General features: G+C 72.7%; 28 protein-coding genes. 20 read left to right on the top strand and 8 right to left on the bottom strand.

From position 1 onward, the window contains the following. The first annotated feature begins 78 nt into the window (after positions 1–78). On the top strand, positions 79–492 hold the full coding sequence (locus EXE50_RS11825) for an Lrp/AsnC family transcriptional regulator (protein WP_053770586.1): 414 nt from the start codon (positions 79–81) through the stop codon (positions 490–492). Positions 493–891: 399 nt separating this feature from the next. On the opposite strand, the gene icd is transcribed toward EXE50_RS11825, so the two are convergent. Together icd and EXE50_RS11835 are read right to left on the bottom strand one after the other, a co-directional pair. Then, a complete protein-coding gene (gene icd / locus EXE50_RS11830; RefSeq protein WP_053770585.1) occupies positions 892–2,154 on the bottom strand; it encodes an isocitrate dehydrogenase (NADP(+)) in 1,263 nt (420 codons plus the stop codon). Positions 2,155–2,289: 135 nt separating this feature from the next. Next, positions 2,290–3,294 carry a glycosyltransferase gene (locus tag EXE50_RS11835; protein WP_137705172.1) on the bottom strand — a complete coding sequence of 335 codons (1,005 nt, stop codon included), beginning with the start codon at positions 3,292–3,294 and terminating at the stop codon, positions 2,290–2,292. Positions 3,295–3,461: 167 nt separating this feature from the next. On the opposite strand from EXE50_RS11835, the gene EXE50_RS11840 reads away from it, so the two are divergent. Next, positions 3,462–4,436 (top strand): isoaspartyl peptidase/L-asparaginase, encoded by a 975-nt coding sequence (locus tag EXE50_RS11840; protein ID WP_137705173.1) that lies wholly within the window; start codon positions 3,462–3,464, stop codon positions 4,434–4,436. A gap of 54 nt (positions 4,437–4,490) precedes the next feature. Here the strand turns inward: EXE50_RS11840 and EXE50_RS11845 are convergent, their stop codons facing one another. Both EXE50_RS11845 and EXE50_RS11850 read right to left on the bottom strand, forming a co-directional pair. Continuing rightward, complete coding sequence (locus tag EXE50_RS11845; RefSeq protein WP_053770582.1) at positions 4,491–5,141, bottom strand: TrkA family potassium uptake protein; 651 nt, start codon at positions 5,139–5,141, stop codon at positions 4,491–4,493. A 3-nt stretch (positions 5,142–5,144) separates the two neighbouring features. Beyond that, positions 5,145–6,608, bottom strand: coding sequence for an APC family permease (locus EXE50_RS11850; RefSeq protein ID WP_137705174.1), 1,464 nt, complete (start codon positions 6,606–6,608; stop codon positions 5,145–5,147). Between the two features lie 93 nt (positions 6,609–6,701). Between EXE50_RS11850 and cofD the strand changes: the two genes are divergently transcribed. The 9 genes from cofD to EXE50_RS11890 all read left to right on the top strand — a co-directional run bounded on the left by cofD (position 6,702) and on the right by EXE50_RS11890 (position 12,735). Next, complete coding sequence (cofD, locus tag EXE50_RS11855; protein ID WP_053770580.1) at positions 6,702–7,739, top strand: 2-phospho-L-lactate transferase; 1,038 nt, start codon at positions 6,702–6,704, stop codon at positions 7,737–7,739. After that, positions 7,736–8,626 carry a tRNA-dihydrouridine synthase gene (locus EXE50_RS11860; RefSeq protein WP_053770579.1) on the top strand — a complete coding sequence of 297 codons (891 nt, stop codon included), beginning with the start codon at positions 7,736–7,738 and terminating at the stop codon, positions 8,624–8,626. The genes cofD and EXE50_RS11860 overlap by 4 nt, the downstream gene beginning before the upstream one ends. Next, complete coding sequence (locus EXE50_RS11865; protein WP_137705175.1) at positions 8,623–9,600, top strand: triphosphoribosyl-dephospho-CoA synthase; 978 nt, start codon at positions 8,623–8,625, stop codon at positions 9,598–9,600. Before EXE50_RS11860 ends, EXE50_RS11865 begins: the two co-directional genes overlap by 4 nt. Further along, positions 9,597–10,232, top strand: coding sequence for a DUF447 domain-containing protein (locus EXE50_RS11870; RefSeq protein ID WP_137705176.1), 636 nt, complete (start codon positions 9,597–9,599; stop codon positions 10,230–10,232). Before EXE50_RS11865 ends, EXE50_RS11870 begins: the two co-directional genes overlap by 4 nt. A 101-nt stretch (positions 10,233–10,333) precedes the next feature. Further along, a complete protein-coding gene (locus EXE50_RS11875) occupies positions 10,334–10,528 on the top strand; it encodes a 30S ribosomal protein S17e (protein ID WP_053770576.1) in 195 nt (64 codons plus the stop codon). A gap of 95 nt (positions 10,529–10,623) precedes the next feature. After that, a complete protein-coding gene (locus EXE50_RS17195) occupies positions 10,624–10,800 on the top strand; it encodes a hypothetical protein (protein ID WP_158293538.1) in 177 nt (58 codons plus the stop codon). A gap of 128 nt (positions 10,801–10,928) precedes the next feature. Next, positions 10,929–12,164 (top strand): tripartite tricarboxylate transporter permease, encoded by a 1,236-nt coding sequence (locus EXE50_RS11880; protein ID WP_137705177.1) that lies wholly within the window; start codon positions 10,929–10,931, stop codon positions 12,162–12,164. Positions 12,165–12,287: 123 nt separating this feature from the next. After that, positions 12,288–12,467: an HVO_2753 family zinc finger protein gene (locus EXE50_RS11885; RefSeq protein WP_053770574.1), complete on the top strand. Its 180-nt coding sequence runs from the start codon at positions 12,288–12,290 to the stop codon at positions 12,465–12,467. Between the two features lies 1 nt (position 12,468). Continuing rightward, a complete protein-coding gene (locus EXE50_RS11890; protein WP_053770573.1) occupies positions 12,469–12,735 on the top strand; it encodes an elongation factor 1-beta in 267 nt (88 codons plus the stop codon). A gap of 129 nt (positions 12,736–12,864) precedes the next feature. On the opposite strand, the gene EXE50_RS11895 is transcribed toward EXE50_RS11890, so the two are convergent. Then, on the bottom strand, positions 12,865–13,302 hold the full coding sequence (locus EXE50_RS11895) for a DUF5809 family protein (protein ID WP_137705178.1): 438 nt from the start codon (positions 13,300–13,302) through the stop codon (positions 12,865–12,867). 36 nt (positions 13,303–13,338) lie between these two features. Then, positions 13,339–13,788: a DUF5810 domain-containing protein gene (locus EXE50_RS11900; protein ID WP_137705179.1), complete on the bottom strand. Its 450-nt coding sequence runs from the start codon at positions 13,786–13,788 to the stop codon at positions 13,339–13,341. 244 nt (positions 13,789–14,032) lie between these two features. Between EXE50_RS11900 and EXE50_RS11905 the strand changes: the two genes are divergently transcribed. From EXE50_RS11905 to EXE50_RS11925, 5 genes are read left to right on the top strand one after another with little or no spacing between them, the layout of a single operon-like run. Then, a complete protein-coding gene (locus EXE50_RS11905) occupies positions 14,033–15,277 on the top strand; it encodes a translation initiation factor IF-2 subunit gamma (RefSeq protein ID WP_121600080.1) in 1,245 nt (414 codons plus the stop codon). Position 15,278: 1 nt separating this feature from the next. Continuing rightward, on the top strand, positions 15,279–15,734 hold the full coding sequence (locus EXE50_RS11910; RefSeq protein WP_053770569.1) for a PIN domain-containing protein: 456 nt from the start codon (positions 15,279–15,281) through the stop codon (positions 15,732–15,734). Positions 15,735–15,755: 21 nt separating this feature from the next. After that, complete coding sequence (locus tag EXE50_RS11915; RefSeq protein WP_121600078.1) at positions 15,756–16,331, top strand: DNA-directed RNA polymerase; 576 nt, start codon at positions 15,756–15,758, stop codon at positions 16,329–16,331. Continuing rightward, complete coding sequence (spt4, locus tag EXE50_RS11920) at positions 16,331–16,528, top strand: transcription elongation factor subunit Spt4 (RefSeq protein ID WP_053770568.1); 198 nt, start codon at positions 16,331–16,333, stop codon at positions 16,526–16,528. The genes EXE50_RS11915 and spt4 overlap by 1 nt, the downstream gene beginning before the upstream one ends. Before the next feature lie 25 nt (positions 16,529–16,553). Continuing rightward, complete coding sequence (locus EXE50_RS11925) at positions 16,554–17,177, top strand: GTP-dependent dephospho-CoA kinase family protein (protein ID WP_137705180.1); 624 nt, start codon at positions 16,554–16,556, stop codon at positions 17,175–17,177. Between the two features lie 23 nt (positions 17,178–17,200). Here the strand turns inward: EXE50_RS11925 and EXE50_RS11930 are convergent, their stop codons facing one another. Beyond that, positions 17,201–17,782: a hypothetical protein gene (locus tag EXE50_RS11930; protein ID WP_121600076.1), complete on the bottom strand. Its 582-nt coding sequence runs from the start codon at positions 17,780–17,782 to the stop codon at positions 17,201–17,203. A gap of 149 nt (positions 17,783–17,931) precedes the next feature. On the opposite strand from EXE50_RS11930, the gene EXE50_RS11935 reads away from it, so the two are divergent. The 4 genes from EXE50_RS11935 (at position 17,932) to EXE50_RS17885 (ending at position 20,619) form a co-directional block, all read left to right on the top strand. Beyond that, a complete protein-coding gene (locus tag EXE50_RS11935) occupies positions 17,932–18,237 on the top strand; it encodes a 30S ribosomal protein S24e (protein WP_004597313.1) in 306 nt (101 codons plus the stop codon). Between the two features lie 9 nt (positions 18,238–18,246). Continuing rightward, positions 18,247–19,989 carry a bifunctional N(6)-L-threonylcarbamoyladenine synthase/serine/threonine protein kinase gene (locus EXE50_RS11940; RefSeq protein WP_137705181.1) on the top strand — a complete coding sequence of 581 codons (1,743 nt, stop codon included), beginning with the start codon at positions 18,247–18,249 and terminating at the stop codon, positions 19,987–19,989. Positions 19,990–20,075: 86 nt separating this feature from the next. Continuing rightward, positions 20,076–20,378 carry a DUF5808 domain-containing protein gene (locus EXE50_RS11945; RefSeq protein WP_053770564.1) on the top strand — a complete coding sequence of 101 codons (303 nt, stop codon included), beginning with the start codon at positions 20,076–20,078 and terminating at the stop codon, positions 20,376–20,378. A gap of 106 nt (positions 20,379–20,484) precedes the next feature. Beyond that, complete coding sequence (locus tag EXE50_RS17885) at positions 20,485–20,619, top strand: hypothetical protein (protein ID WP_017343858.1); 135 nt, start codon at positions 20,485–20,487, stop codon at positions 20,617–20,619. Here the strand turns inward: EXE50_RS17885 and EXE50_RS11950 are convergent. Continuing rightward, on the bottom strand, positions 20,603–21,514 hold the full coding sequence (locus tag EXE50_RS11950) for a sensor histidine kinase KdpD (RefSeq protein ID WP_137705182.1): 912 nt from the start codon (positions 21,512–21,514) through the stop codon (positions 20,603–20,605). The genes EXE50_RS17885 and EXE50_RS11950 overlap by 17 nt on opposite strands. Between the last annotated feature and the right edge of the window lie 9 nt (positions 21,515–21,523).

Below are 21,523 nucleotides of genomic sequence, written 5' to 3' on the forward strand. Positions count from 1 at the left end.
AGTGGATAATAAATGCGTCGTTCGTAGGTTCGTTACGATATTCGTAACGGGTAAGGCGACGGGGAGAAAGGCAGTGGTATGGACGACCTCGACCGACGGATCCTCTCGATCCTGCGACGGGACGCGCGGACCCCGTACACGGAGATCGCGGACCGGGTGGGGACCTCTGAGGGCACCGTGCGCAACCGCGTCGACCGCATGACCGAGGAGGGCGTGATCGAGCGGTTCACCGTCACGACCCGCACCGGGAACGTGAAGGCGATGATCGAGATATCGGTGGAGATGAACGTCAACACCGACGCGGTCGGCCAGCGGATGGTCGAGTGGGAGGAGGTCGACTTCGTCTGGCAGGTGTCGGGCGAGGAGGACGTCGTCCTCGTCGTCGACGCGGTCGACACGCGCGCGGTCAACGAACTGATCACGAAGGCCCGGGAGATGGACGAGGTCAAGTCGACGAAGACGCGGCTCATCCTCGACGAGCGGTTGGGGTAGGCGGGCGACGCGGCGGCGATTGATAGATGAATCCGCGGCGGCGCGCCTGCGAGCGGCCGCGAGCCCGCCCGCGAGGGAGTCGGTGGTCCGGAGCGGAGCGACGGACCACCGACGAGGCTGGGGAGGCCTGCGGTGCGGTGCTGTACAGGGTGGGACTCAAAGGGGCAGCCGGGAGGCGGGCGCAGGCGAGGTAAGGACCGCAACGAGGGAGCACGCAGTGAGCGACCGAGTGAGGACCGCAGCGAGCGTGCGCCCGCCTCCCGGCCGGGGCTTTGGCGGTGTTCGCCGGCGATCCATCGACAACAGCCGTTTATAAGTAAAGACGCCGCTCACGCTCGCGGGCAGAGAGAGATAGAAAACGGGAGTCGTCGGCCGCGAGGTCGACGACGCCGAACCGGCCTACGCCAGCTCGTCGATCTTGTCGACGACGGCGTCGGCGAACTCGCTGGTGGCGAGCTTCTCGCCGCCCTCGATCTGCCGGTGGAGGTCGTACGTGACCTTCCCGGAGGCGATGGTCTCCTCGACGGCGTCGCGCACGAGGTCGGCGGCGTCGGACCAGCCGAGGTAATCGAGCATCTCGCGGCCGGAGAGGATCATCGCGGTGGGGTTCACCTTGTCCTCGCCGGCGTACTTGGGCGCGGAGCCGTGGACGGGCTCGGCGAGACAGCGGCCGTGGCCGAAGTTGGCGCCGGGCGCGATGCCGAGGCCGCCGATCTGCGCGCCGGCGGCGTCGGACATGTAGTCGCCGTTGAGGTTCATCGTCGCGATGACCCCGTACTCCTCGGTGCGGGTCAGGAGCTGCTGGAGCATGTTGTCCGCGATGCGGTCCTTGACGACGAGGGTGCCCTCGGGCTGCTCGCCGTCGTGGTCCTCCCACAGCTCGTCCTCGGTGATCACGTCGTCGCCGTACTCCTCCTCGGCGACCTCGTAGCCCCAGTCGCGGAAGGCGCCCTCGGTGAACTTCATGATGTTCCCCTTGTGGACGAGGGTGACCGAGTCGCGGTCGTTGGCGAGCGCGTAGTCGATGGCCTCGCGGACGAGGCGCTTCGAGCCGAACTCGGAGATGGGCTTGACGCCGATGCCGACCGGGCCGTCGTGGATGACGTCCGCGATGTCCATGTCGTCTTCGAGGAAGTCGCGTACCTCCTCGACCTCGTCGGTGCCGGCCTCCCACTCGACGCCGGCGTACACGTCCTCGGTGTTCTCGCGGAACGTGACCATGTCCATCTTCTCGGGGCTCTTGACGGGCGACGGGACGCCTTCGAGGTGATAGGTGGGACGGACGTTCGCGTACAGGTCGAGCGTCTGGCGAAGCGCGACGTTCAGCGAGCGGAACCCGGCGCCGACGGGGGTCGTCAGCGGGCCCTTGATCGCGACGCGGTGGTCGCGGATGGCCGAGACGGTGTCCTCGGGGAGGTTCTCGTCGTACTTCTCGCGGGCGCTGGCGCCGGCGTAGACGCGCATCCAGGCGATGGAGCGGCCCGTCGCCTCGGCGGCGGCGTCGAGCACCTGCTGTGCGGCCGGTCCGACGTCGGTGCCGATCCCGTCACCGTGAATGATCGGGATGATCGGGTTCGAGGGAACGTTCAGCTCGCCGGTCTCCTCGTCGGCGAGCGTGATGGCTTCGCCGTCGTCGGGGACGTCGACCTTGTCGTAGCTCATGAACGTTCGAGGATTTTTGTGCCCCCCTAAAGTGCCTGCCGTTTTCGGCGTGAGCGTCGCGCTCGCAGCGTTTGCCGGTTTTCGCTCACGGCGCCGCGCGCGGCGTTCTGCCGGCGCCCCGCGGCCGTTCGGGGGTCAGACCGGCTCGACCTCGACGTCGAACAGCGACCGCCACCGGTAGCGGCGACCGCCCCATACGAAGGTCCGCCGGGCGAACGCGTACGCCATCAGCGGCGGCGCGATCAGCACGCCGGGCGCCGCGAGCAGGAACGTCGCGCGAGCGATTCCGAAGCGGGCGTACGCGGCCCCCGCGAGCGCGGTGACGACCCCTACCCCAATGAACGGCGCAAACAGGCAGAGCGCGGCCATCGCGACGCCGAAAGCCGCGTTGAACGCGGTCGCCCTCGGCGCGTGGTAGCGGGTGATCGTCAGGAAGCGGACGAACCGCTCCAGCGAGCCCCGGAGCGACCCGCCGGCGCGGACGTACCGCGTTCGGTCGACCGCCGACACGTCGAGGTGCGCCGTGAGCGTCCCGTCGTCGCTGACGGTCCGCCGGAGGTCCCGGAGGAACGCCGCCTCGCCGTCGCGGAGGTCGTCGCGCTCGAAGATCACCGCGCCGCCCCACGCGACGCCGGCCGCGAACACCGCGAGCGTTCCGCCGATGACGTACGCGGGCTCGAACAGCCGACCGAGCGGGTCATCGCCGACGAACACCGGCACCTCCGTGGTCGGTCCGCGCCGCTCGTAGTCGGCGTCGAGCGTCGCCAGCCAGTCCGGCGGGTGCCGGAAGTCGTCGTCGGTCCACGCGATCCGGTCGTTCGCCGCCGCCTCCATCCCGGCCGCGATGGCGTTCGCCTTCCCGGAGCACCCCTCCGGCTCGCCGGCGACGAGGACCCGGACGCGGTCCGGGAGGTCGCCGCGGCGCGCCGCGACGGGGTCGTCCGGCGAGTCGCAGATCACGAGGAGCTCGTCGGCGGCGCGGTCGCCCCCGCGCCCGCCCCCGTCCCCGCCGGCGAACGCCGCCGGGCCGCGGAGCTGGTCCGCCACCTCGTCGCACGCCTCGGTCCAGCGGACGGTCGGGAGCAGGACCGACACCGGCGTCGGACGCTCCGGCCCCGCGGTCGGGTCCGAATCGGTCACGTCGGTCGCTTCGGGCGGCGGGGAGTAAACGCCGGCGGTCACGGGGTCGGGCGCGAGCGCGTCCCGCGCCCGTCGGCCTCGGCCTCCCGGTCCGCGGTGCGCGTGCGAACGCCCGAGCGGGCCGCCGCCTTCCGGGCGCTTATGTGGCCGCCGCGGGTGCCACCGGTATGCGAGTCATCGTTCACGGCGGCGCCGGCGGCGCCCCGGACGACCCGGAGCCCAGACAGGCGGTCCTCGACGAGGCGGCCGCGCGCGGCGCCGCGGGCGCGACGCCGCTCGACGCGGTCGAGTCGGCGGTCGGCGTCCTCGAATCGGACCCGCGGTTCAACGCCGGCGTCGGCGGCGCCGTCCAGTCCGACGGCGTCGTCCGCACCGACGCGGGCGTGATGACCGCGGACCGCGAGGTCGGCGCGGCCTGCTCGATGCCGGGCGTCGAGCACGCCGCGAGCGTCGCCCGCGTCGTCCACTCCGAGACGCCGCACGGCTTCGTCTCGGGCGAGCACGCCGTCGACCTCGCGGCCGACTTCGGGATCGAGACCGATGCCGACCTGCTCACCGACGAGACGCGCGAGCGGTACGAGGCCGAGGACCCGCCGCGGGGGTCGCCGCGCGACCACCTCGACTGGCTCGACTCGCGGTTCGGGTCGGGCGACGACCAGGCGGGCGGGGCGGGAGACGGCGAGGGCGACCGCGGGAAGGCGGCGGAGAGAGGCGGCGAGGAAGCGGGAGCGACCGAGTCGGGGCGCGCCCCCGATCACGACACCGTCGGCGCCGTCGCGACCGACGGCGAGCGCGTCGCCGCGGTCACCTCGACCGGCGGGCGGTCGTTCGCGCTCGCGGGGCGCGTCGGCGACGTGCCGCAGGTCGGCTCGGGCTTCTTCTGTACCGAGGCCGGCGGGGCGAGCGCGACCGGCGCCGGCGAGGACATCGCGCGCGTCACGCTCTCGCGGCGCGCGGTCGACCTCCTCGACGAGGGGCTCGGCGCGCAGGCCGCCGCCGACCGCGCGATCGCGGAGTTCGAGGCGGTCACCGGCTCGGGCGCGGGCGTCATCGTCCTCGACCCGACGGCGACCGGCGCCGACGCCGCCGGGAGCGCGTTCAACACCGAAGGGATGCAGACGAGCGTCGCGCTCGGCGAGTGAGGCGGGCGGGTCGGTCGCCGCCCGGCGCGGCTCACCGGCTCGGCCCGCCGGCGCCTACCCGCGGAAGAGGTTCAGCACCTCGTCGACGACGGATGGCTCGACGGCGACGAGGTACGACTCCCCCGCGTGAAGCACCGTCTCCGGACCCGCGAGGGTGTCGCCGGCGGCGTCGGAGACGATCAGGCTCCCGCGGGGCAGCGCCACCTCGTCGAGCGAGCGCCCGGCGACGGGCGCGCCGTCGGCGACGTGGACCTCCAGGATGTCGAGCGTCCCGGTGACGTCTTCGAGCGTGCTCACGTCGGGTTCGATCGCGTTCACCGCGGCGCGCGCGCCGGCGCGCTCCGGGAATATCACCTCGTCGACGAACCGGTCGAACTCCGCGCCCGGCTCGCTCTCGGTGCGGACGACCGTCTGCGTGTCGGGGGCGAGTTCGCGGGTCAGCAGGCAGACCGCCAGGTTCGTCCCGGTCTGACTCGTCAGCGCGGCGACCACGTCGGCGCGCTCTAACCCCGCCTGTTCGAGGACGCCCGGGCGCGTGGCGTCGCCCTCGATCACCGTGGCGACGTAGTCGTCCGAGAGCGCCTCCGCCCGCTCTGGGTCCCGCTCGACGACGGTAACGTCGTGGCCCCTGTCGTCGAGGATGTGGGCGACCCGGTTCCCGACGCGGCCGCCGCCGGCGATCACGATCCGGAAGTTCCCGTCCATGGGTCAGCCGTCGCCGGCCTCTGCATTAGAACTGTCCGTGCTCGCCGGCGCCGCGCCCTCGCCGCGGCCGCGCAGGGCGTAGTACGCGGCGACGCCCGCGAGGATCCAGCCGACGCTCAGCGCCAGCGCGAGGGGGTCGGTCCGGACGAGGTACACCACGAGGACGCCGGTGAGCAGGAGGTTCAACGCGATCCCGAGCACCGCCGGGATGGGGTAGTACGGCATCTCGTACGGGCGGCGCATGTTCGGGCGGTCGCGGCGGAGCTTGATCACGGCCGCGTTGACGACGATGAACGAGAGCAGGAAGAAGAGGCTGGAGACGTTGCCGACGCTCTCGGTCGGCAGGACGACGGACCCGAGCATCACGACCGCGCTGAGGAGGATCGCGAAGAACGGGGTTCCGTACCGGTGGTGGATGCGACCGATCCGCGGGAGCAGCTGCCCCTCCCGCCCCATCGAGAAGGCGACCCGCGAGGAGGCGATGACGACCGCGTTCAGCGCCGTCAGCGTCGAGAAGACCGCGCCGAAGACGATGAGCGCGCCGCCGTTCCGGATGATCGGGAGCCCCGTCGGCATGAACGAGGTGGCGGCCTGCGCGATCCCCGCCTCGCCGGCGTCGGCGAGCCCCTGTGCGCCGAGGGTGCCGATGGCGACGACGACCACCAGCGCGTAGACGAGCACGGTCGCCCCGAGGCTGTAGAAGATCGCTCGCGGGATGTTCTCGCGCGGGTTCTCGACCTCCTCGGTGACGGTCGTGATGAGGTCGTACCCCTCGAAGGCGATGAACGTCAGGCCCATCGCCGGGAGGATCGAGAACGCGGAGTTCCCGGCGGGGAACAGCGGGTCGAACTGCTGGAAGGTGAAGCTCGTCTCCCCGCCGCCGCCGGCCGAGAGGAACCCGAAGACGACGAAGACCACGAGGATAGCGACCTTGACGGCCGTGAACAGCGTCTCCGCGCTGCCGCTCGCGGCCGTCGAGAGGGCGTTGACGGTCACGAGGAGCGCGACCGCGACGAGCGCGAGCCCGACCGCGGCCGGAACCGACACCGGGAGGAGCGGCACGGCGACCGCGCCGACCTGTCCCGGGGCGGCCGCGAACCCGTAGACGTGGAGCAGCTCCAGAAAGTTCGGCGCGAACCCGAGCGCGTAGAGTCCGCCCGCGATCATGTACGCGAACCAGAGCATCCACCCCATCAGGAACGAGGGGAGGTCGTCGAACGTCTCGCGGACGAAGGCGTACCCCCCGCCGGACTTCGGGATCGAGGCGGCGAGCTCGGCGTACGAGAGCCCCGTGAACGCCGTGACGATCCCGTTGAACACGAAGACGAGGATCGCGGCTGGCCCGGCGATCTCCGCCGCGAGCCCGGTCAACACGAATATCCCGGCGCCGATCATTGCCCCCATCCCGATCATCGTCGCGTCCAGCAGCCCGAGTTCGGCGGCTGGCGCGCGCTCACCGGCACTCATCGTCGTGTCCCACCGTCCCCACGCGAATAGTTGTTTGGCCGTCGGGGCCGCCGCGAGGCGAGGATACAAATCCGGGCGTCGCCTTGCGCCGGTATGGTAACCTTCCTCGCCGGGGGAACGGGCACGCCGAAGCTCCTCGACGGCGCGGCCCGGGTGTGGGAGCCCGCCGAGACGGCGGTCGTCGCCAACACCGGCGACGACGTCGAGCTGGGCGGCCACCTCGTCTGCCCGGACGTCGACACCGTGCTGTTCGCGGGCGGCGGCGTCCTCGACCGCGAGACGTGGTGGGGGATCGGCGGCGACACGACCGCGACCCACGCGGAGCTCGGCCGGCTCGCCGAGGCGGCCGGACTCGAAGCGGGCCCACGGTACCTCGACGCCGACGCGCAGACCGCGGGCCGGGAGATCGCCCGGTGGCGGCGGTTCTCGGCGGTCGCCGAGTTCATGGAGATCGGCGACCGCGACCGCGCGGTCCACCTCACGCGGACGGGCCTGCTCGACGAGGGGCACACGCTCACGGCCGCGGTCCGGACGCTCGCGGACGCCTTCGGCCTCGACGTCGACCTCCTCCCGATGTCCGACGACCCGGTCGCGACGCTGGTCCACACCGAGGCCGGCGAGACGCTCCACTTCCAGGAGTACTGGGTCGCGCGGCGCGGCGAGCCAGCGGTCGCCGACGTGGAGTTCCGGGGGGCGGACGACGCCGAGCCGACCGACGCCGTGCTGGCGGCGCTCGACGACCCGGTCGTGATCGGCCCCTCGAACCCGGTGACGAGCATCGGGCCGATGCTGGCGCTGCCCGGGTTCGAGCGCGCGCTCCGGGAGACGCCCGTCGTCGCCGTCTCGCCGTTCGTCGGCGACGAGGTGTTCTCCGGGCCCGCGGCGGACCTGATGGCCGGCGTCGGCCGCGACCCCTCGACCGCGGGCGTGGCCGCTGCGTACCCGTTCGCGGACGCGTTCGTCCTCGACGACGCGGATCCGACCGAACTCGACCGGCATGTCGAGCGCACCGACACCGAAATCGACGACGCGGACGACGCCGAGCGCATCGCCCGCGCCTGCGAGCGCGCGCTGGCGGCGGTCGACGACGACGCGGCGGACGCGTCGCCGCCGCGGGAGGGCGCCGAGTGACCCGGAGCGGGAGCGAGCGGGAGGCGTCCCGCGAGGGCGACGACGGCGACGCGCCCGTCGGCGAGAGCGAGGCCCCGTTCCTCGTCGCCGCGAGCCTCAGCGGCGCCGCCGACGCCGCGTGGGCCCGGGCCGCGGCCGAGCACGTCGACGCCGCGCTCCTCGGCGGGGTCGCGCTCGACCCGGCCAGCCGGGCGGCCGCCCGCGACCTCGTCGCGCGCGGCCGCTCCGAGTTCCTCCCCGCCGACCCGGTCGCGTTCGTCGCCGACCAGCTCGACGCGGTCGCCGACGCGCCGGTCCGCCCCGGGATCAACGTCCGGAGCGCGACTCCGGGACCGGTCCGGGAGGTCGCGAGGATCTGCGCCGACCGCGGCGCCGTCTGCGAGGTGAACGCCCACTGCCGGCAGCCGGAGCTGCGCGCGGTCGGCTGCGGCGAGTCGCTGCTCCGCGAGCCGGACCGCCTCGCGCGGTACGTCGCCGCCGCGGCCGAGACGGGCGCGACGACGAGCGTGAAGGTCCGCGCCGAGGTGCCGGGCGTCGGCCTCGTCGCGGTCGCAGAGCGGGTCGCGGCCGCGGGCGCGGACTGGCTCCACGTCGACGCGATGGACTCGGAGGCGGTGATCGCGGACCTGGCGGCCGCGGTCGACGCGGCGGCGCGCGGCGACGGGAGCGCGCTCGCCGACCTGACGCTCGTCGCCAACAACGGCGTCCGCGGCCGGGAGACGGTGGCCGAGTACGCGGGACACGGCGCCGACGCGGTGAGCGTCGGGCGCCCGACGGAGGACCCGCCGGTCCTCGCGCGCGTGGCGGACGCCGTCGAGGCGTGGCGGAGCGGGGGGCTCCCGCGCGAGGCCCGCGGGCCTGAGCCCGGGCCGGAGGCGTCGCCGTGACCGACCCCGTCGACGACGCGACGCTCGCGCTCCTCGTCGAGGTGGCCGGCACGCCGAAGCCCGGGAACGTCGACCGGCGCCGCGACCTCGACGACCTGCGGTTCGAGGCGTTCCTCGGCGGCGCCGTCGGCGCGCGTCCGGGGCTCGAACGGGCCGCGAGGGGGACCGCCGGGGGCGCGGGCCCCGCGGTCGGCGACGCCTTCGAGCGCGCCGTCCGGGGGATGGCCGACCGCGCCGGGACGAACACCCAGTTCGGCTGTCTGCTGCTCCTGGTCCCGCTGGTTCGGGCGGCCGCCGACCCGGACCGGGACCTCTCGCCCGCCGGCCTCGACGCGCTCTGTCGGGCGACGACGGTCGAGGACGCGGTCGCCTTCTACCGCGCGTTCGAGGTCGTCGACGTCGCGGTCGACGACCCGCCGCCGGGCGCGGACGACCTCGACGTGCGCCGCGGGAGCGACGCGGAGCCCGCGATCCGCGACCGCGGCGCGACCCTGCGGGACGTGCTGGCGCTCTCGGCCGACCCGACGGGCGGCGCCGGCGACGGCGATGGGGCCGCCGACCGCGTCCCCGACCGCAACGCCGCCGAGTGGGCCGAGGGGTTCCCCCGGACGTTCCGCGCGGCCGAGTGGATCCTGAGCGACGAGGGGCCGCTCGCGGACCGGGCGGCGCGGGCGTTCCTGGGGCTGCTCGCCGCCGAGCCGGACACGCTCGTCGCGTCGACGCAAGGAGCGGCGACGGCGCGCGAGGCGAGCGGGCGGGCGGCGGCGCTACTCGGCGTCGACTCGGCGGGGCCGGGAGGCGTCGGCGGCGTCGACGCGGTCCCGACCGACGCCGTCCACGGCGCCGACCTCGACGCCGCAGAGTCGCTGGCGGACGAGTTCGTCGCGGCGGGGATCAACCCCGGGACGACCGCCGACCTCACGTGCGCGGCGCTGTTCGTCGCGCTCCGGCGCGGCGCGGAGGTGGCGCCGTGAGCGACGCCGGTCGGCGGGGTCGGGACGGCGTCGCCCCCGACGGCTGGCCGGTCGCGCTCCGCGGCGTCACCGAGTCCGTGGTGACGACGCTGGGCCCGAACGACCGGTGGAACGTCGCGGCCCTGGGGCTCCACGCGCCGGACGAACCAGAGGATTCGGTCACCGCGCGCACCTACGGGCGCACCCGCACGTGGCGGAACTTCAGCGAGCGCGGCGGCGGCGTGGTCCAGTTCACGGTCGACCCGCGGACGTTCGTCGACGCGGCGCTCACGGTCCGCGAGGCCGACGACCCGGTCCTCCCGAGCGCCGACGCGTGGGTCGAAGTCGAGGCCGAGGCGGTCGCGGCCGAGAGCGAGGGCGACACGACGATACGGACCTGGGAGCTGTCGCCGGTCGAGTCGGCGGTCGTGAGCGAGCGCGTGCCGACGGTGAACCGCGGGTTCGGCGCGGTCGTCGACGCCACGGTGGCCGCCTCGCGGCTCGACGTGCCGGCGTTCGACACCGACGAACTGCTCGACAGGCTCCGGTACTTCGCCGACGTGGTCGAGCGCTGCGGCGGTCCCGCCGAGCGCGAGGCGTTCGCGCGGATCGACGAGGCGACCGGGTGGCGCGAGCGCGCGGGCAACGAGTGACCCGGAGGGGGCGCGACGAGACGAACCCCGCCGCGACTCCGGCTCGCGGCCGCTCGCGGCGGAACGAACCCTTTTAGTTCGCCCCTCCGGTACCGCTCGGTATGGCCATCAAACCCAAGTACATCAAACAGCTCGGGAACGCCCTCCTGGAGCGGTATCCCGACTCGTTCAACACGGACTTCGAGACGAACAAGGAGAGCGTCACGGCGCTGACGACCGTCGAGTCGAAGGGCGTCCGCAACCGGATCGCCGGCTACGTCACCCAGAAGAAGTCGCAGGCCGCGCAGAACGCGTAAGCGTTCGGTTCGAGTCGTCGCTGGTTCTCCCGACGGGATCGACTCACCAGTCCCATCGCCGGTTTTATTTTCGCCCCCTCGGCAGGGCGACGCCGATGGAGCGACTCACCACCCTCCTGCTCGCGACGAGTGTCCAGTTCACGCTGTTCGCGCTGTTCTTCAAACTGCCGCCGACGAGCGGCTCCCTCTCGGTGTGGTTCGGGATCCTCGCCGGACTCTGCCTGCTCGCCGGCTGGGTGTACGCGGTCGCGGTTCCGAAACCGAGCGAGTGACGTAGTTGAGTCCGGACCGCCAGAGGGCAGGGGCACCGTTTGTAACGGGCGCGCTCGGAGAGCGAGTCGGACGCACCGCGTCGCGCCGCCCCACATTTTAAGCCCGGAGCCGCGGCCATCCCGCCTCGATGGACGCGCTCGTGCGGCCGGTGGTCGACCCGACGTTCGCGGCGGGCGCGCTCGCGTTCCTGCTCGGCGGCGTCGCGCTCGGGACCGCGAGCGGGCTGGTTCCGGGGCTTCACGCCAACAACTTCGCGCTGCTCCTGGCCGGCTTCGCCCCGTCGGTGCCGGCCGATCCGCTGTTCGTCGGCGTCGCGATGCTCGGCGCGGGCGTCGTCCACTCCTTCCTCGACATCGTCCCCGCGCTCGCGCTCGGCGTGCCCGACGCCGCGACGGCGGTGGCGGCGCTGCCCGGCCACAGGCTGGTGATCGCGGGCCGGGGTCGGGAGGCGGTCCGGCTCTCCGCGCTCGGCTCCGGGCTGGCGGTCGCGCTCGCGGTGCCGCTGGCGGTCCCGGTCACGTGGCTGATGGTGCGGTGGTACCCGGCGCTGCGCGCGCACCTGCCGCTGCTGCTCGGGGGCGTCGTCGCGCTGCTCGTCCTCACCGAGTCGTCGCGGCGGGCGGCGGTCGGCGGGCTCGTCGCCTTCCTCGCGAGCGCCGCGCTCGGGTTCGCGACGCTCGACGCCGACCCCGCCGCGCCGCTGTCGACCGGCGGGGTCCTCGCGCCGCTTTTCGCCGGACTCTTCGGCGTCCCGGTCCTCGTGGAGGCGCTCGGCGGCGAGGGGGTCCCGCCGCAGGCGGACCCGCGGATCGCGATGCGAGCGCGCGACCTCGGCACGAGCGCGGGGGCGGGGTCGCTCGCCGGCGCGGTGGTGGGGTACGTCCCGGGCGTGTCGGCCGCCATCGCCGCCGTGGCCGCGATGCCCGCGGTGCCGCGCGCGTCGGCGGACCGCGGGTTCGTCGTGGCGACGAGCGGCGCGAACACAGCGAACACCGTCTTCGCGCTGTTCGCGCTGGTAGCGCTCGGGACGCCGCGCACGGGCGTGACCGTCGCCATCGATCGGGCCAGCGTGCCGTTCGCGCTGCCGATGCTGCTCGTCGCCGCCGCGACCGCCGCGTGCTTCGGGTTCGCGCTCGTCGTACTCGTCGGCGACCCGTACCTCCGGATCGTCGGCAACGCCGACTACACCCGGCTCTCGATCGGCGTGTTGGGACTCCTCGCCGTCGTCTCGTACGCGTTCGCCGGGGCGTACGGCGTCGGCGTTCTCCTCGTCGCCGGCGCGCTCGGACTTGTCCCGCCGCGGGTCGGCGCCCGGCGTGTCCACCTGATGGGCGTCCTCATCGGCCCGCTGATCGTCGGGTGACGGCCGGGTTCGGTCCCCGCGACCCGCCGCCCCCGCGCTCCGTCGAGCGGGACGGTACCGGTCCGCACGGTCCGTTCCGGCGAAAAGAACAACGGTTAAAAGTCGCCGTCGGTAGGTACGTGTATGAGCCAGAGCGACTCTCAATCGACTCCGCAGTGCGTCTCCTGTGGAATTCAGGTGTCCGGCATGAACGCCGCGCAGTTCTCCTGTCCGGACTGCGGCGCCACCATCTACCGGTGCGCCAAGTGCCGGAAGCAGAGCAACCTCTACGAGTGCCACGACTGCGGGTTCCGGGGGCCGTAAGATGGGCGACGTCGCCGCCAAGATCAAGGTCATGCCGAACAGCCCCGAAGTCGACCTCGACGACCTCCAGGACCGGCTGGAGGAGGAGCTCCCCGAGGGCGCGAAGATCCGCGGCTTCGAGCGCGACGACGTCGCGTTCGGGCTGGTCGCGCTCCTCCCGACCGTCATCGTCCCCGACGGCGCGGGCGGCACCGAGGCCGTCGAAGAGGCGTTCTCGCAGGTCGAGGACGTCGAGTCCGTCACGGTCGAGAACGTCGGTCGCCTGTAAGGCGCCGACCCGTCCGCCGCGATCGCCGACACCGGCGCTCGCGGTTCGATTCTGCGGCTCCGCTCGTCTCGGAGAGCGGCCGCTCCGCGGTTCGCGACCGGCGTGTCGGCACCCGCCGCCGCGGTCGGCCTATCGGCCCGACTCGTAGAACTCCTCGCGATACACCCGCCCGAAGGCGTTGCGTCGGAGGGTGCTGGCGGCCGCGTCCGGCTCCTCCTGGTACGTCGCCGCGATCACCGCGTCCGCGAAGGGGATCGGGTGCCAGACGACGTTGTCGACGTTGTCGGAGCCGATGTGCGTCACGGCCGCGTCGTCGAACTCGCTGTCCGCGAGCCACGCGTCGAACTCGTCGCGGTCGCCGACGTGGACCGCGAGCAGCTCGGCGAACGTCGCGTCGCGGGCGGTCCGGATCACCTCGGGCGTGACGCGCTCGTCGTACTCGTCGGCGTCGAACGACATCGCCTTGGTCGCCTCGCGGACGACGACCTGCGCGACGGGGCCGGCCTCCTCGTACCGTTCGAGCGCCTCGGCGCGCGTCTCGGGGGCGAACGTGCCTCTGGTCTCCATACGCGCGGTTGGCCGGGGGCGGGGAAGGGCGTTCCGCTACGCGTCGCTTTCGTCGTCGGTCGAGGGGTGGTCGTCCTCGTCGGCGTCGGCCGCGGCCTTCCGGGTCATCTCGCGCGCCTCGCGCAGCGCCTCGGCGACCTCGGGGTCGTCGACCTGCTCGGGGGCGGGCGCGCCGGCGTCCGCGGGAGCGCCGTGTTCGTGGCCGGCGTGATCGTGGCCGGACGCGCTCCCGCCCGACCCCATCCCGACGTCCGGGCGTCCGCGGGGGACCGTGTCCTCGAACACCTCGTCGTACTCGGCGTCCTCGGCGTGCGGGGTCACCTCGGCGGCGAGTTCGGCCGGTTCCCGGTCGCTCCAGTCGTCGACGCGCTCGTCGAGCCACGACTCGTGGTCGCCGCCGTGGAGCATCGCCGTGAACGCGAGGTGGTGCGCGAGGTGTTCGCCGTCGCGCTGCGGCGTGTCGCAGACGGGGCACGCGTATCCCATTACACGTCCGCATTACCGCGTGAGGCGTAAATCGGCGTCGAAGGACGCCGACGGCGCCCGTTCGCGACCCGGGTGTCGGGTCGCGTGGTAAGCGACGAGGCCGCGACCGCCGCGGCCCCGAACCGGACGGAGTCGGACGGTCGCCGTCGGCTCGCCCGCGGGCGTCTCTCGCACCTATAACAGCAACTTTATCACTCGCACGGGGCGAAATCCGCATAAGACTGCTCCGTTAGGAGGTCCAACAGTGACTGAAGCCAACACACAACCGGAGGTGAACATCGGTCTCGTCGGTCACGTCGACCACGGGAAGACGACGCTGGTACAGGCGTTGTCCGGCTCGTGGACCGACCAGCACAGCGAGGAGATGAAACGCGGTATCTCGATCCGGCTGGGGTACGCGGACGCGACGTTCCGACGCTGCCCCGGTGTCGACGAGCCCGAGTGTTACACCGTCGACGAGGAGTGCGAGGACGGCTCCGAGAGCGAGCCGATCCGGACGGTGTCGTTCGTCGACGCCCCGGGCCACGAGACGCTGATGGCGACGATGCTCTCCGGCGCCTCGATCATGGACGGGGCGGTCCTCGTCGTGAGCGCGACGGAGGACGTCCCGCAGGCCCAGACGGAAGAGCACCTGATGGCGCTCGATCTCATCGGGATCGAGAACATCGTCATCGCGCAGAACAAGGTCGACCTGGTCGGCCGCGACCGCGCCGTCGACAACTACGAGCAGATCCGGGAGTTCGTCGAGGGAACCGTCGCGGAGGACGCGCCGATCGTCCCCGTCTCGGCCCAGCAGGAGGTCAACCTCGACCTCCTGATCGACGCCATCGAGTCCGAGATCCCGACGCCGGAGCGTGACCCCGCCGAGCACGCCCGGATGTACGCGGCCCGCTCGTTCGACATCAACCGACCGGGGGCGAGCGCCGGGGACCTCAAGGGCGGCGTCGTCGGCGGCTCGCTCGTCAGCGGCGAGCTGTCCGTCGGCGACGGCCTGGAGATCCGCCCGGGACGCGAGGTCGACGAGGAGGGCCAGACCGAGTGGCGACCGCTGGAGACGACCGTCCGGTCGCTTCAGGCCGGCAACCGCGACGTCGAGACCGCCCGGCCCGGCGGTCTCCTCGGCGTCGGCACCGGGCTCGACCCGAGCCTCACGAAGGGCGACGCCCTCGCCGGGCAGGTCGCCGGCGAGCCGGGGACGCTCCCGCCGACCCGCGAGGAGTTCGAGATGACGGTCGACCTCCTCGACCGCGTCGTCGGCAAGGAGGACGACGAGAGCGGTGAGAGCGACATCGAGGAGATCAGCACCGGCGAGCCGCTGATGCTCACGGTCGGCACGGCGACGACGGTCGGCGCCGTGACGAGCGCGCGCGACGGCGAGTGCGAGGTGAGCCTCAAGCGGCCCGTCTGCGCCGAGGAGGGCGCCCAGATCGCGATCAACCGGCGCGTCGGCGCGCGCTGGCGGCTCATCGGCGTCGGGACGCTGGCGTAGCGTGGCCGACGACGCCCGCGCGGACGGTCCGGAGACCCCGGCCGCGGGCGACGCCCGAACCGAGGCCCTCGGCGGCGCGCCCGTCGTCGCGCTCGACACGAGCGCGCTGATGGCGCCGGTCGAGGCCGACCTCCGGCTGTTCGAGGAGCTGGACCGGATCCTCGGCGGCTACGAGGCCGTGGTGCCGACGGCGGTGCTCGCGGAGCTCGACGGCCTCCAGGGCGGCAACGGCGCGGAGGCGACCGCCGCGAGCGTCGGGGCGGACCTCGCGGAGCGGGCGGAGGCGGTGGAGACTGACGAATCGTACGCCGACGACGCGCTCGTCGCCCTGGCCGCGGCCGGCCGGGTCGACGCCGTCGTCACGGTCGACGGGCCCCTCGCGAACCGGGTGCTGGCCGCGGACGCACCAGTAATCGGTTTAAGGGGTCGGAACACACTGGCGATAACGGAACCCTAGCGGCCGCGGACAACCAACAACATGTACAAACGAGTTCGACTCAAGGACACGGTCGAGGTCCCGCCGAAGCACCTGGCGGACGTCACCGACGAGCGGGTGAAGGCCCTGCTCCAGGACAAGCTGGAAGGACGGATGGACGAGGACGTCGGCAGCGTCGTGAGCGTCATCGAGGTTCACGACATCGGCGAGGGCGCGGTGTTACACAACCGCCCCGGCGTCTACTACGAGGCGGAGTTCGACGCGCTCACCTACGACCCCGACATGCAGGAGGTCGCCGACGGCACCGTCGTGGAGACGGTCGAGTTCGGCGCCTTCGTCGGGATCGGCCCGGTGGACGGGCTGCTCCACGTCTCGCAGATCACCGACGAGTACCTCACGTTCGACGGCGCGAACCAGCAGCTCGCCTCGTCGGACTCCGACAAGACGCTCGGCGTCGACGACGCCGTCCGCGTCCGCGTCGTGACGAAGAGCATCGACGAGCGCAACCCCCGCGACTCGAAGATCGGGCTCACCGCGAAACAGCCCGGCCTCGGCAAACACGAGTGGCTGGAGGGCCGGCGGAAACACCGCGAACAGACCGGTGAGGAGGCCGACTGATGGCCGAGGACCGCCTGGCGTGCCGAGAGTGCCACCACGTCAACGACCCGGACGCCCAGACCTGCGCGCTCTGCGGGTCCTCGTCGCTGACGGAGGACTGGGCGGGCTACGTCATCGTCACCGACCCCGCGGACAGCCAGATCGCGGAGGAGATGAACGTCTCCGACGCGGGCGCGTACGCGCTGAAGGTCCGGTAACCACCCGATCCGAGGCCGAAGGCCGATGAGCGACGCATCCGACCCGCTTCTCACGCTGCCCGAATCGCTGCGCGACGCGTTCAAGGGGCCGCTGGGCCCGGTGACGACGGACGCGGACGCCCTGATCGAGGCCGCCGACGAGACCCGCGAGCGACACGCGTCGCCAGCCGAGGGTCCCCCGCGGCTGATCGCGGTCGGCGACGTGGTCACCTATCACCTCCGCGAGGCGGGCCGCGTCCCGGACGCCGCGCTTGTCGACGGGAAGACGGAGCGGGAGGCCGTCCGCGAGGAGATAGCGGCCGCGCTCGCGGCCACGGACGAGCGGCGCGTGCCCGTCGAGAACCCGGCCGCGACGCTGTCGGCGGCGCTACTCGACGCGCTCGCCGAGGCGCTCGCGGCGGAGGAACCGGTGACGATCGAGGTGACCGGCGAGGAGGACCTGGCGGCGCTGCCGGCGATGCTCGCGGCGCCGCTCGGGTCGACCGTCGTCTACGGCCAGCCCGGCGAGGGGATGGTCCGCGTCGCGGTCACGCCCGAGGCGCGGCGGCGGGCCCGGGGGCTGTTCGAGGGCCTGAGCGGCGATGTCGCGACCGCGTACGAGATTCTCGGCGTCGACCCGGACGAGGCCCGCGAGTTCGACGCGGAGTGAGTCTGCGCCGTTCGATCTCGGCGTCACTCGGAGTCGACGGCGACGGTGGCCGCGAGGACGGCGAGACCGACCGCCAGCGCGACGGCGGTCACCAGTCGCGGCGTGACCGGGACCGTCGAGAGCCGGAGGTACGGCTCGACGCCGTTGCGTCGGAGCCCGGCGAGCGCCTCGACGCCCCAGTGACCGCTCGCCAGCAGCGAGAGGCCCACGCCGACACCGAGCCCGCCGGTGACGAACCCGACCCCGGTGAGTGCGTCCTCGAACGCGAGGAACGACCAGACCGCGTCGTCCGTGGGTTCGGGACCGCGAGCGAGGCGCCGCTGGAGCGCGACCAGGCCGAGGCCGGCCCCGCCGGCGGCGATGGTACCGGCCAGCGCGACGGCCGCGACGCCGAGGGAGGTCGCGGCTGGCGGACCCGCGAAGTTCGCCTCCCGAACGGCCGCGGGGAGGGTCGCGACGAGGGGGGCGGCGAGCGAGCCGAGGAGCGCCAGCGCGCCGCAGATCCGGGCCTTTCGAAGGGGCGGCATCGGGACGATGATGTTGGCCGATCTGGTGAGTTCGTACTCGGAGCGCTCGGTCGGGTCGAATCCGTCGTCGTTGGGCATTCGAGTGGTAACGATATCCACGGCCCGCAGGACTGAAACCTTGACGCCGAACGGGGCGCTCGGTCGACGGTCGGCGGGGAGTTCGGCGGCGACACCCCCGCTTCGAAATCCTTTTACAGCTTTCGAGGGGATATACGCCCAACTGAACCATGGACGTCGATATCATCTCCGAGGAGGAGAACCCGATGCTGCACCGCACGGACATCCGTTTCGAGACGACCCACGAGGAGGCCACTCCCTCGCGGCTGTCGGTCCGCGACTCGCTGGCCGCCAAGCTCGACAAGGACTCCGAGGAGGTCGTCGTCCACGAACTCGACACCAAGTTCGGCATGCGCAAGACGATCGGCTACGCGAAGGTGTACGACTCCGCGGCCGACGCCCTGGAGGTCGAACAGGACCACATGCTCGAGCGCAACAAGATCGGCGGCGACGAGGCGGACGCCGAGGAAGCGTAACCCCGCCGGATGCGCGTTCTCGGCATCGAGGGTACCGCGTGGTGCGCGAGCGCCGCGCTGTACGACGCCGAGACCGACTCAGTTCTCATCGAGTCCGACCCCTACGAGCCCGACAGCGGCGGCATTCACCCGCGCGAGGCCGCCGAACACATGTCGGAGGCGATCCCCGAGGTCGTCGACCGGGTGTTGACCGCGGCCGAGGCGGAGTACGGTCCTGACGCGGTCGACGCCGTCGCCTTCTCTCGCGGGCCCGGGCTCGGTCCCTGCCTCCGGATCGTCGGGACCGCCGCGCGGTCGCTCGCCGGGACGCTCGGCGTGCCCCTCGTCGGCGCCAACCACATGGTGGCGCACCTGGAGATCGGTCGGCACCGCTCCGGGTTCGACAACCCCGTCTGTCTGAACGCCTCGGGCGCGAACGCGCACCTGCTCGGCTACCACGACGGGCGGTACCGGGTGCTCGGCGAGACGATGGACGCCGGCGTCGGCAACGCGATCGACAAGTTCACGCGCCACGTCGGCTGGAGCCATCCCGGCGGTCCGAAGGTGGAGGCGGCGGCCGCCGAGTTCGCGGCGGGCGCGGCGGGTGCGGGCGACGGAGAAGGGTCCGCGGGCGGCGAAGCGGCCGCCTCGGCCGCCGACCTCCTCGACCTGCCGTACGTCGTCAAGGGGATGGACTTCTCGTTTTCCGGGATCAGCTCGGCCGCCAACGACGCCGCCGACGGCGGGGTCCCGGTCGAGGAGATCTGCTTTTCGCTCCAGGAGCACGTGTTCGCGATGCTCACCGAGGTCTCCGAGCGCGCGCTGTCGCTGACCGGCGCCGACGAGCTCGTGCTGGGCGGCGGGGTCGCCCAGAACGACCGCCTCCGCGAGATGCTGGCCGCGATGTGCGAGGCGCGCGGCGCCGACTTCCACGCGCCCGAGCCCCGCTTCCTCCGCGACAACGCGGGGATGATCGCCGTGTTGGGCGCGAAGATGGCGGCCGCGGGTGACGCGATTCCCGTCCCGGAGTCCGCGGTCGACCCGAACTTCCGACCGGACCAGGTGCCGGTGACGTGGCGGGAGGGGGAGTCGGTCGCGCGGGGAGCCGCGGGCGGCGCGTCGGCCGAGACGGCGCGCGACCCGGACGCGGACCGCCGCGGCGCGGAGGCGACCGTCGCGGTCACCGGCGCGGGCGACGATCGTCGGGTCGTCAAGCGGCGGGTCGAGAAGTCGTACCGGCACCCCGACCTCGACCGGACGCTCAGGCGCGACCGGACCGTCGCGGAGGCGCGGCTGACGAGCGAGGCCCGCCGCGCGGGCGTCCCGACGCCGCTCGTGTACGACGTCGACCTCGCGGACGCGACGCTGACGCTCCAGTACGTCGGCGAGCGCGACCTCGCGACCGCCCTCGACGAGCGCTCGACAGAGGCGGTCGGGCGCCACCTCGCCCGGCTTCACGGTGCGGGGATCGTTCACGGCGACCCGACGACGCGGAACGTGCGCGTGTCGCCCGACGAGGCGGAGAGCGCGGCCGCGGACGACGAGCCCGCCCCGGCGCCGGCGACGTACCTCATCGACTTCGGGCTCGGCTTCCACACCGGCCACGTCGAGGACCACGCGATGGACCTCCACGTGTTCGAGGGGTCGATCCGGGCGACCGCGACCGATCCCGATCCGCTGATAGCGGCGTTCGAGGCGGGGTACGAGGCGGTCGGCGAGGGCGAGGTCCTCGACCGGCTCCGGGACGTGGCGGACCGCGGCCGTTACCGCTGAGCGTCGGGGCGCCGCCGCGGCGCCGCCGGCCGGCCCGCCGACCGATGGCGCCACGATTTATAGTGCCAGCGGACAGACGGACTGGTATGGGAGACAAACCGTCGTCGGGAGAGATTCTCGGGATTCCGTACAACTTCGAGCGTCCGAGCCTCGGACGCCTGCTGTCGTCGTACTGGCAACCGGAGAAGGGGATGCTCGTCGAGAAGCCGTTCGGCATCGGTTACACCCTGAACCTCGCCAACTGGCGGTCGTGGATCGTCCTCGCGGTCGCCGGCGGGCTCTACTACCAGCAGCAGCAGTCGGCCGGCGTCGACGCGTCCGGCGGGTCCGACGAGGACGCCGCGGACGACGGCGACGGACCGGTCGAAGTGATCGTCGACGACGACTGAGGCCGACCGCCGTCCCCGCCCGTGCGGCGTGGTACCGCGATCGGTGATTTTCACCGTTGATTCCGCATCGGTTTCATTTAAATATCAGAAGGACAGTGATACGGTAATGAAAGTCCAGTTCGAGTGCTCGTGTTCGGAGGAGATCTCCGAGTTCACCCGCGGCGAGGCCAGCCGCGGCGTCCACGTCGAGTGCGGGAACTGCGGCGCCGTCTACGCCGTGACGATCACCGAACTGGAGTAGGGGGCGTCGCCGCGGACTCGAACCGGAGCCGGACCGTGGTCCCGTCGTCCGTCGCGTCGAACCGGACGGTGCCGCCCTGCGTCTCGCACATCCACTTGACGAGCCACAGCCCGATGCTGCTCGCGTGCGAGAGCGGCGTCTCCTCTTCGGCCTGTAACACCGCCCGCTCTTCGGGAGGGATCCCCGGGCCGTTGTCGGTGACCTCCAGACAGGTTGTCGTTCCGTTCTCGCGGATCGTGGCCGCGACGCGGCGCGTGGCCCCGTCGTTGTGGGTGACCGCGTTCTCGAACACCTCGCGGATCGGGAACGCGACCGAGTCGTCGGCGCGGATCCACGCCTCGGAGGGCGTCTCGACGGTGACGGCGGCGCCGTCGGCGTCGACGACCTCGACCGCCTCGTGGACCGCGTCGACGAGGTCGACGCGACCGTCCGACGGCTCGGCGGACGCGTCCTCGACCACGCGGAGCTTCTCGCTGATGTCGACGACGTCGTCGGTCGTCTGTCGGATCGTCTCCAGGCACTCCCGGCTCCGCTCGTCGTCGATCCGGTTGGCGAGCAGGTCGGTGTACCCCTGGATCACGTTGAGGTCGTTGCGCACGTTGTGTCGGAACACGCGGCTCAGCACCTGTAGCTGCTGGTTGGAGGTTTCGAGGTCCCGGCGGGCGGTCTCCGCCCGGCGGCGGTGGTGCGTGACCGCGCCGTACAGGAGGCCGCCGGACCCGACGACGAGCAACAGGTCGCCGACGAGGTGCGCCGGCGTCCAGTCGGCGACGGATCCGACCGCGGACGCGGTCGCGAGGTCGACCGCGACCGCGAACGCCGCCGCGACGCAGAGGTACGCCGCCGTGAGCGCCGTCGCCGACCGCCCGTAGAGTAGTTCCGGATTATATTTCATTTATATTTA

This window comes from Halorubrum sp. ARQ200 (genome assembly GCF_005435115.1).
Taxonomy (GTDB): domain Archaea; phylum Halobacteriota; class Halobacteria; order Halobacteriales; family Haloferacaceae; genus Halorubrum; species Halorubrum tropicale.

Excerpts from the sequence above, each read along its gene's own strand:
- EXE50_RS11825 (WP_053770586.1), top strand. The coding sequence starts at position 79 with ATGGACGACCTCGACCGACGGATCCTCTCGATCCTGCGACGGGACGCG.
- icd (WP_053770585.1), bottom strand. The coding sequence starts at position 2,154 with ATGAGCTACGACAAGGTCGACGTCCCCGACGACGGCGAAGCCATCACG.
- EXE50_RS11840 (WP_137705173.1), top strand. The coding sequence starts at position 3,462 with ATGCGAGTCATCGTTCACGGCGGCGCCGGCGGCGCCCCGGACGACCCG.
- EXE50_RS11845 (WP_053770582.1), bottom strand. The coding sequence starts at position 5,141 with ATGGACGGGAACTTCCGGATCGTGATCGCCGGCGGCGGCCGCGTCGGG.
- EXE50_RS11850 (WP_137705174.1), bottom strand. The coding sequence starts at position 6,608 with ATGAGTGCCGGTGAGCGCGCGCCAGCCGCCGAACTCGGGCTGCTGGAC.
- cofD (WP_053770580.1), top strand. The coding sequence starts at position 6,702 with ATGGTAACCTTCCTCGCCGGGGGAACGGGCACGCCGAAGCTCCTCGAC.
- EXE50_RS11875 (WP_053770576.1), top strand. The coding sequence starts at position 10,334 with ATGGCCATCAAACCCAAGTACATCAAACAGCTCGGGAACGCCCTCCTG.
- EXE50_RS17195 (WP_158293538.1), top strand. The coding sequence starts at position 10,624 with ATGGAGCGACTCACCACCCTCCTGCTCGCGACGAGTGTCCAGTTCACG.
- EXE50_RS11880 (WP_137705177.1), top strand. The coding sequence starts at position 10,929 with ATGGACGCGCTCGTGCGGCCGGTGGTCGACCCGACGTTCGCGGCGGGC.
- EXE50_RS11885 (WP_053770574.1), top strand. The coding sequence starts at position 12,288 with ATGAGCCAGAGCGACTCTCAATCGACTCCGCAGTGCGTCTCCTGTGGA.
- EXE50_RS11890 (WP_053770573.1), top strand. The coding sequence starts at position 12,469 with ATGGGCGACGTCGCCGCCAAGATCAAGGTCATGCCGAACAGCCCCGAA.
- EXE50_RS11895 (WP_137705178.1), bottom strand. The coding sequence starts at position 13,302 with ATGGAGACCAGAGGCACGTTCGCCCCCGAGACGCGCGCCGAGGCGCTC.
- EXE50_RS11900 (WP_137705179.1), bottom strand. The coding sequence starts at position 13,788 with ATGGGATACGCGTGCCCCGTCTGCGACACGCCGCAGCGCGACGGCGAA.
- EXE50_RS11915 (WP_121600078.1), top strand. The coding sequence starts at position 15,756 with ATGTACAAACGAGTTCGACTCAAGGACACGGTCGAGGTCCCGCCGAAG.
- spt4 (WP_053770568.1), top strand. The coding sequence starts at position 16,331 with ATGGCCGAGGACCGCCTGGCGTGCCGAGAGTGCCACCACGTCAACGAC.
- EXE50_RS11925 (WP_137705180.1), top strand. The coding sequence starts at position 16,554 with ATGAGCGACGCATCCGACCCGCTTCTCACGCTGCCCGAATCGCTGCGC.
- EXE50_RS11930 (WP_121600076.1), bottom strand. The coding sequence starts at position 17,782 with ATGCCCAACGACGACGGATTCGACCCGACCGAGCGCTCCGAGTACGAA.
- EXE50_RS11935 (WP_004597313.1), top strand. The coding sequence starts at position 17,932 with ATGGACGTCGATATCATCTCCGAGGAGGAGAACCCGATGCTGCACCGC.
- EXE50_RS11940 (WP_137705181.1), top strand. The coding sequence starts at position 18,247 with ATGCGCGTTCTCGGCATCGAGGGTACCGCGTGGTGCGCGAGCGCCGCG.
- EXE50_RS11945 (WP_053770564.1), top strand. The coding sequence starts at position 20,076 with ATGGGAGACAAACCGTCGTCGGGAGAGATTCTCGGGATTCCGTACAAC.
- EXE50_RS17885 (WP_017343858.1), top strand. The coding sequence starts at position 20,485 with ATGAAAGTCCAGTTCGAGTGCTCGTGTTCGGAGGAGATCTCCGAGTTC.
- EXE50_RS11950 (WP_137705182.1), bottom strand. The coding sequence starts at position 21,514 with ATGAAATATAATCCGGAACTACTCTACGGGCGGTCGGCGACGGCGCTC.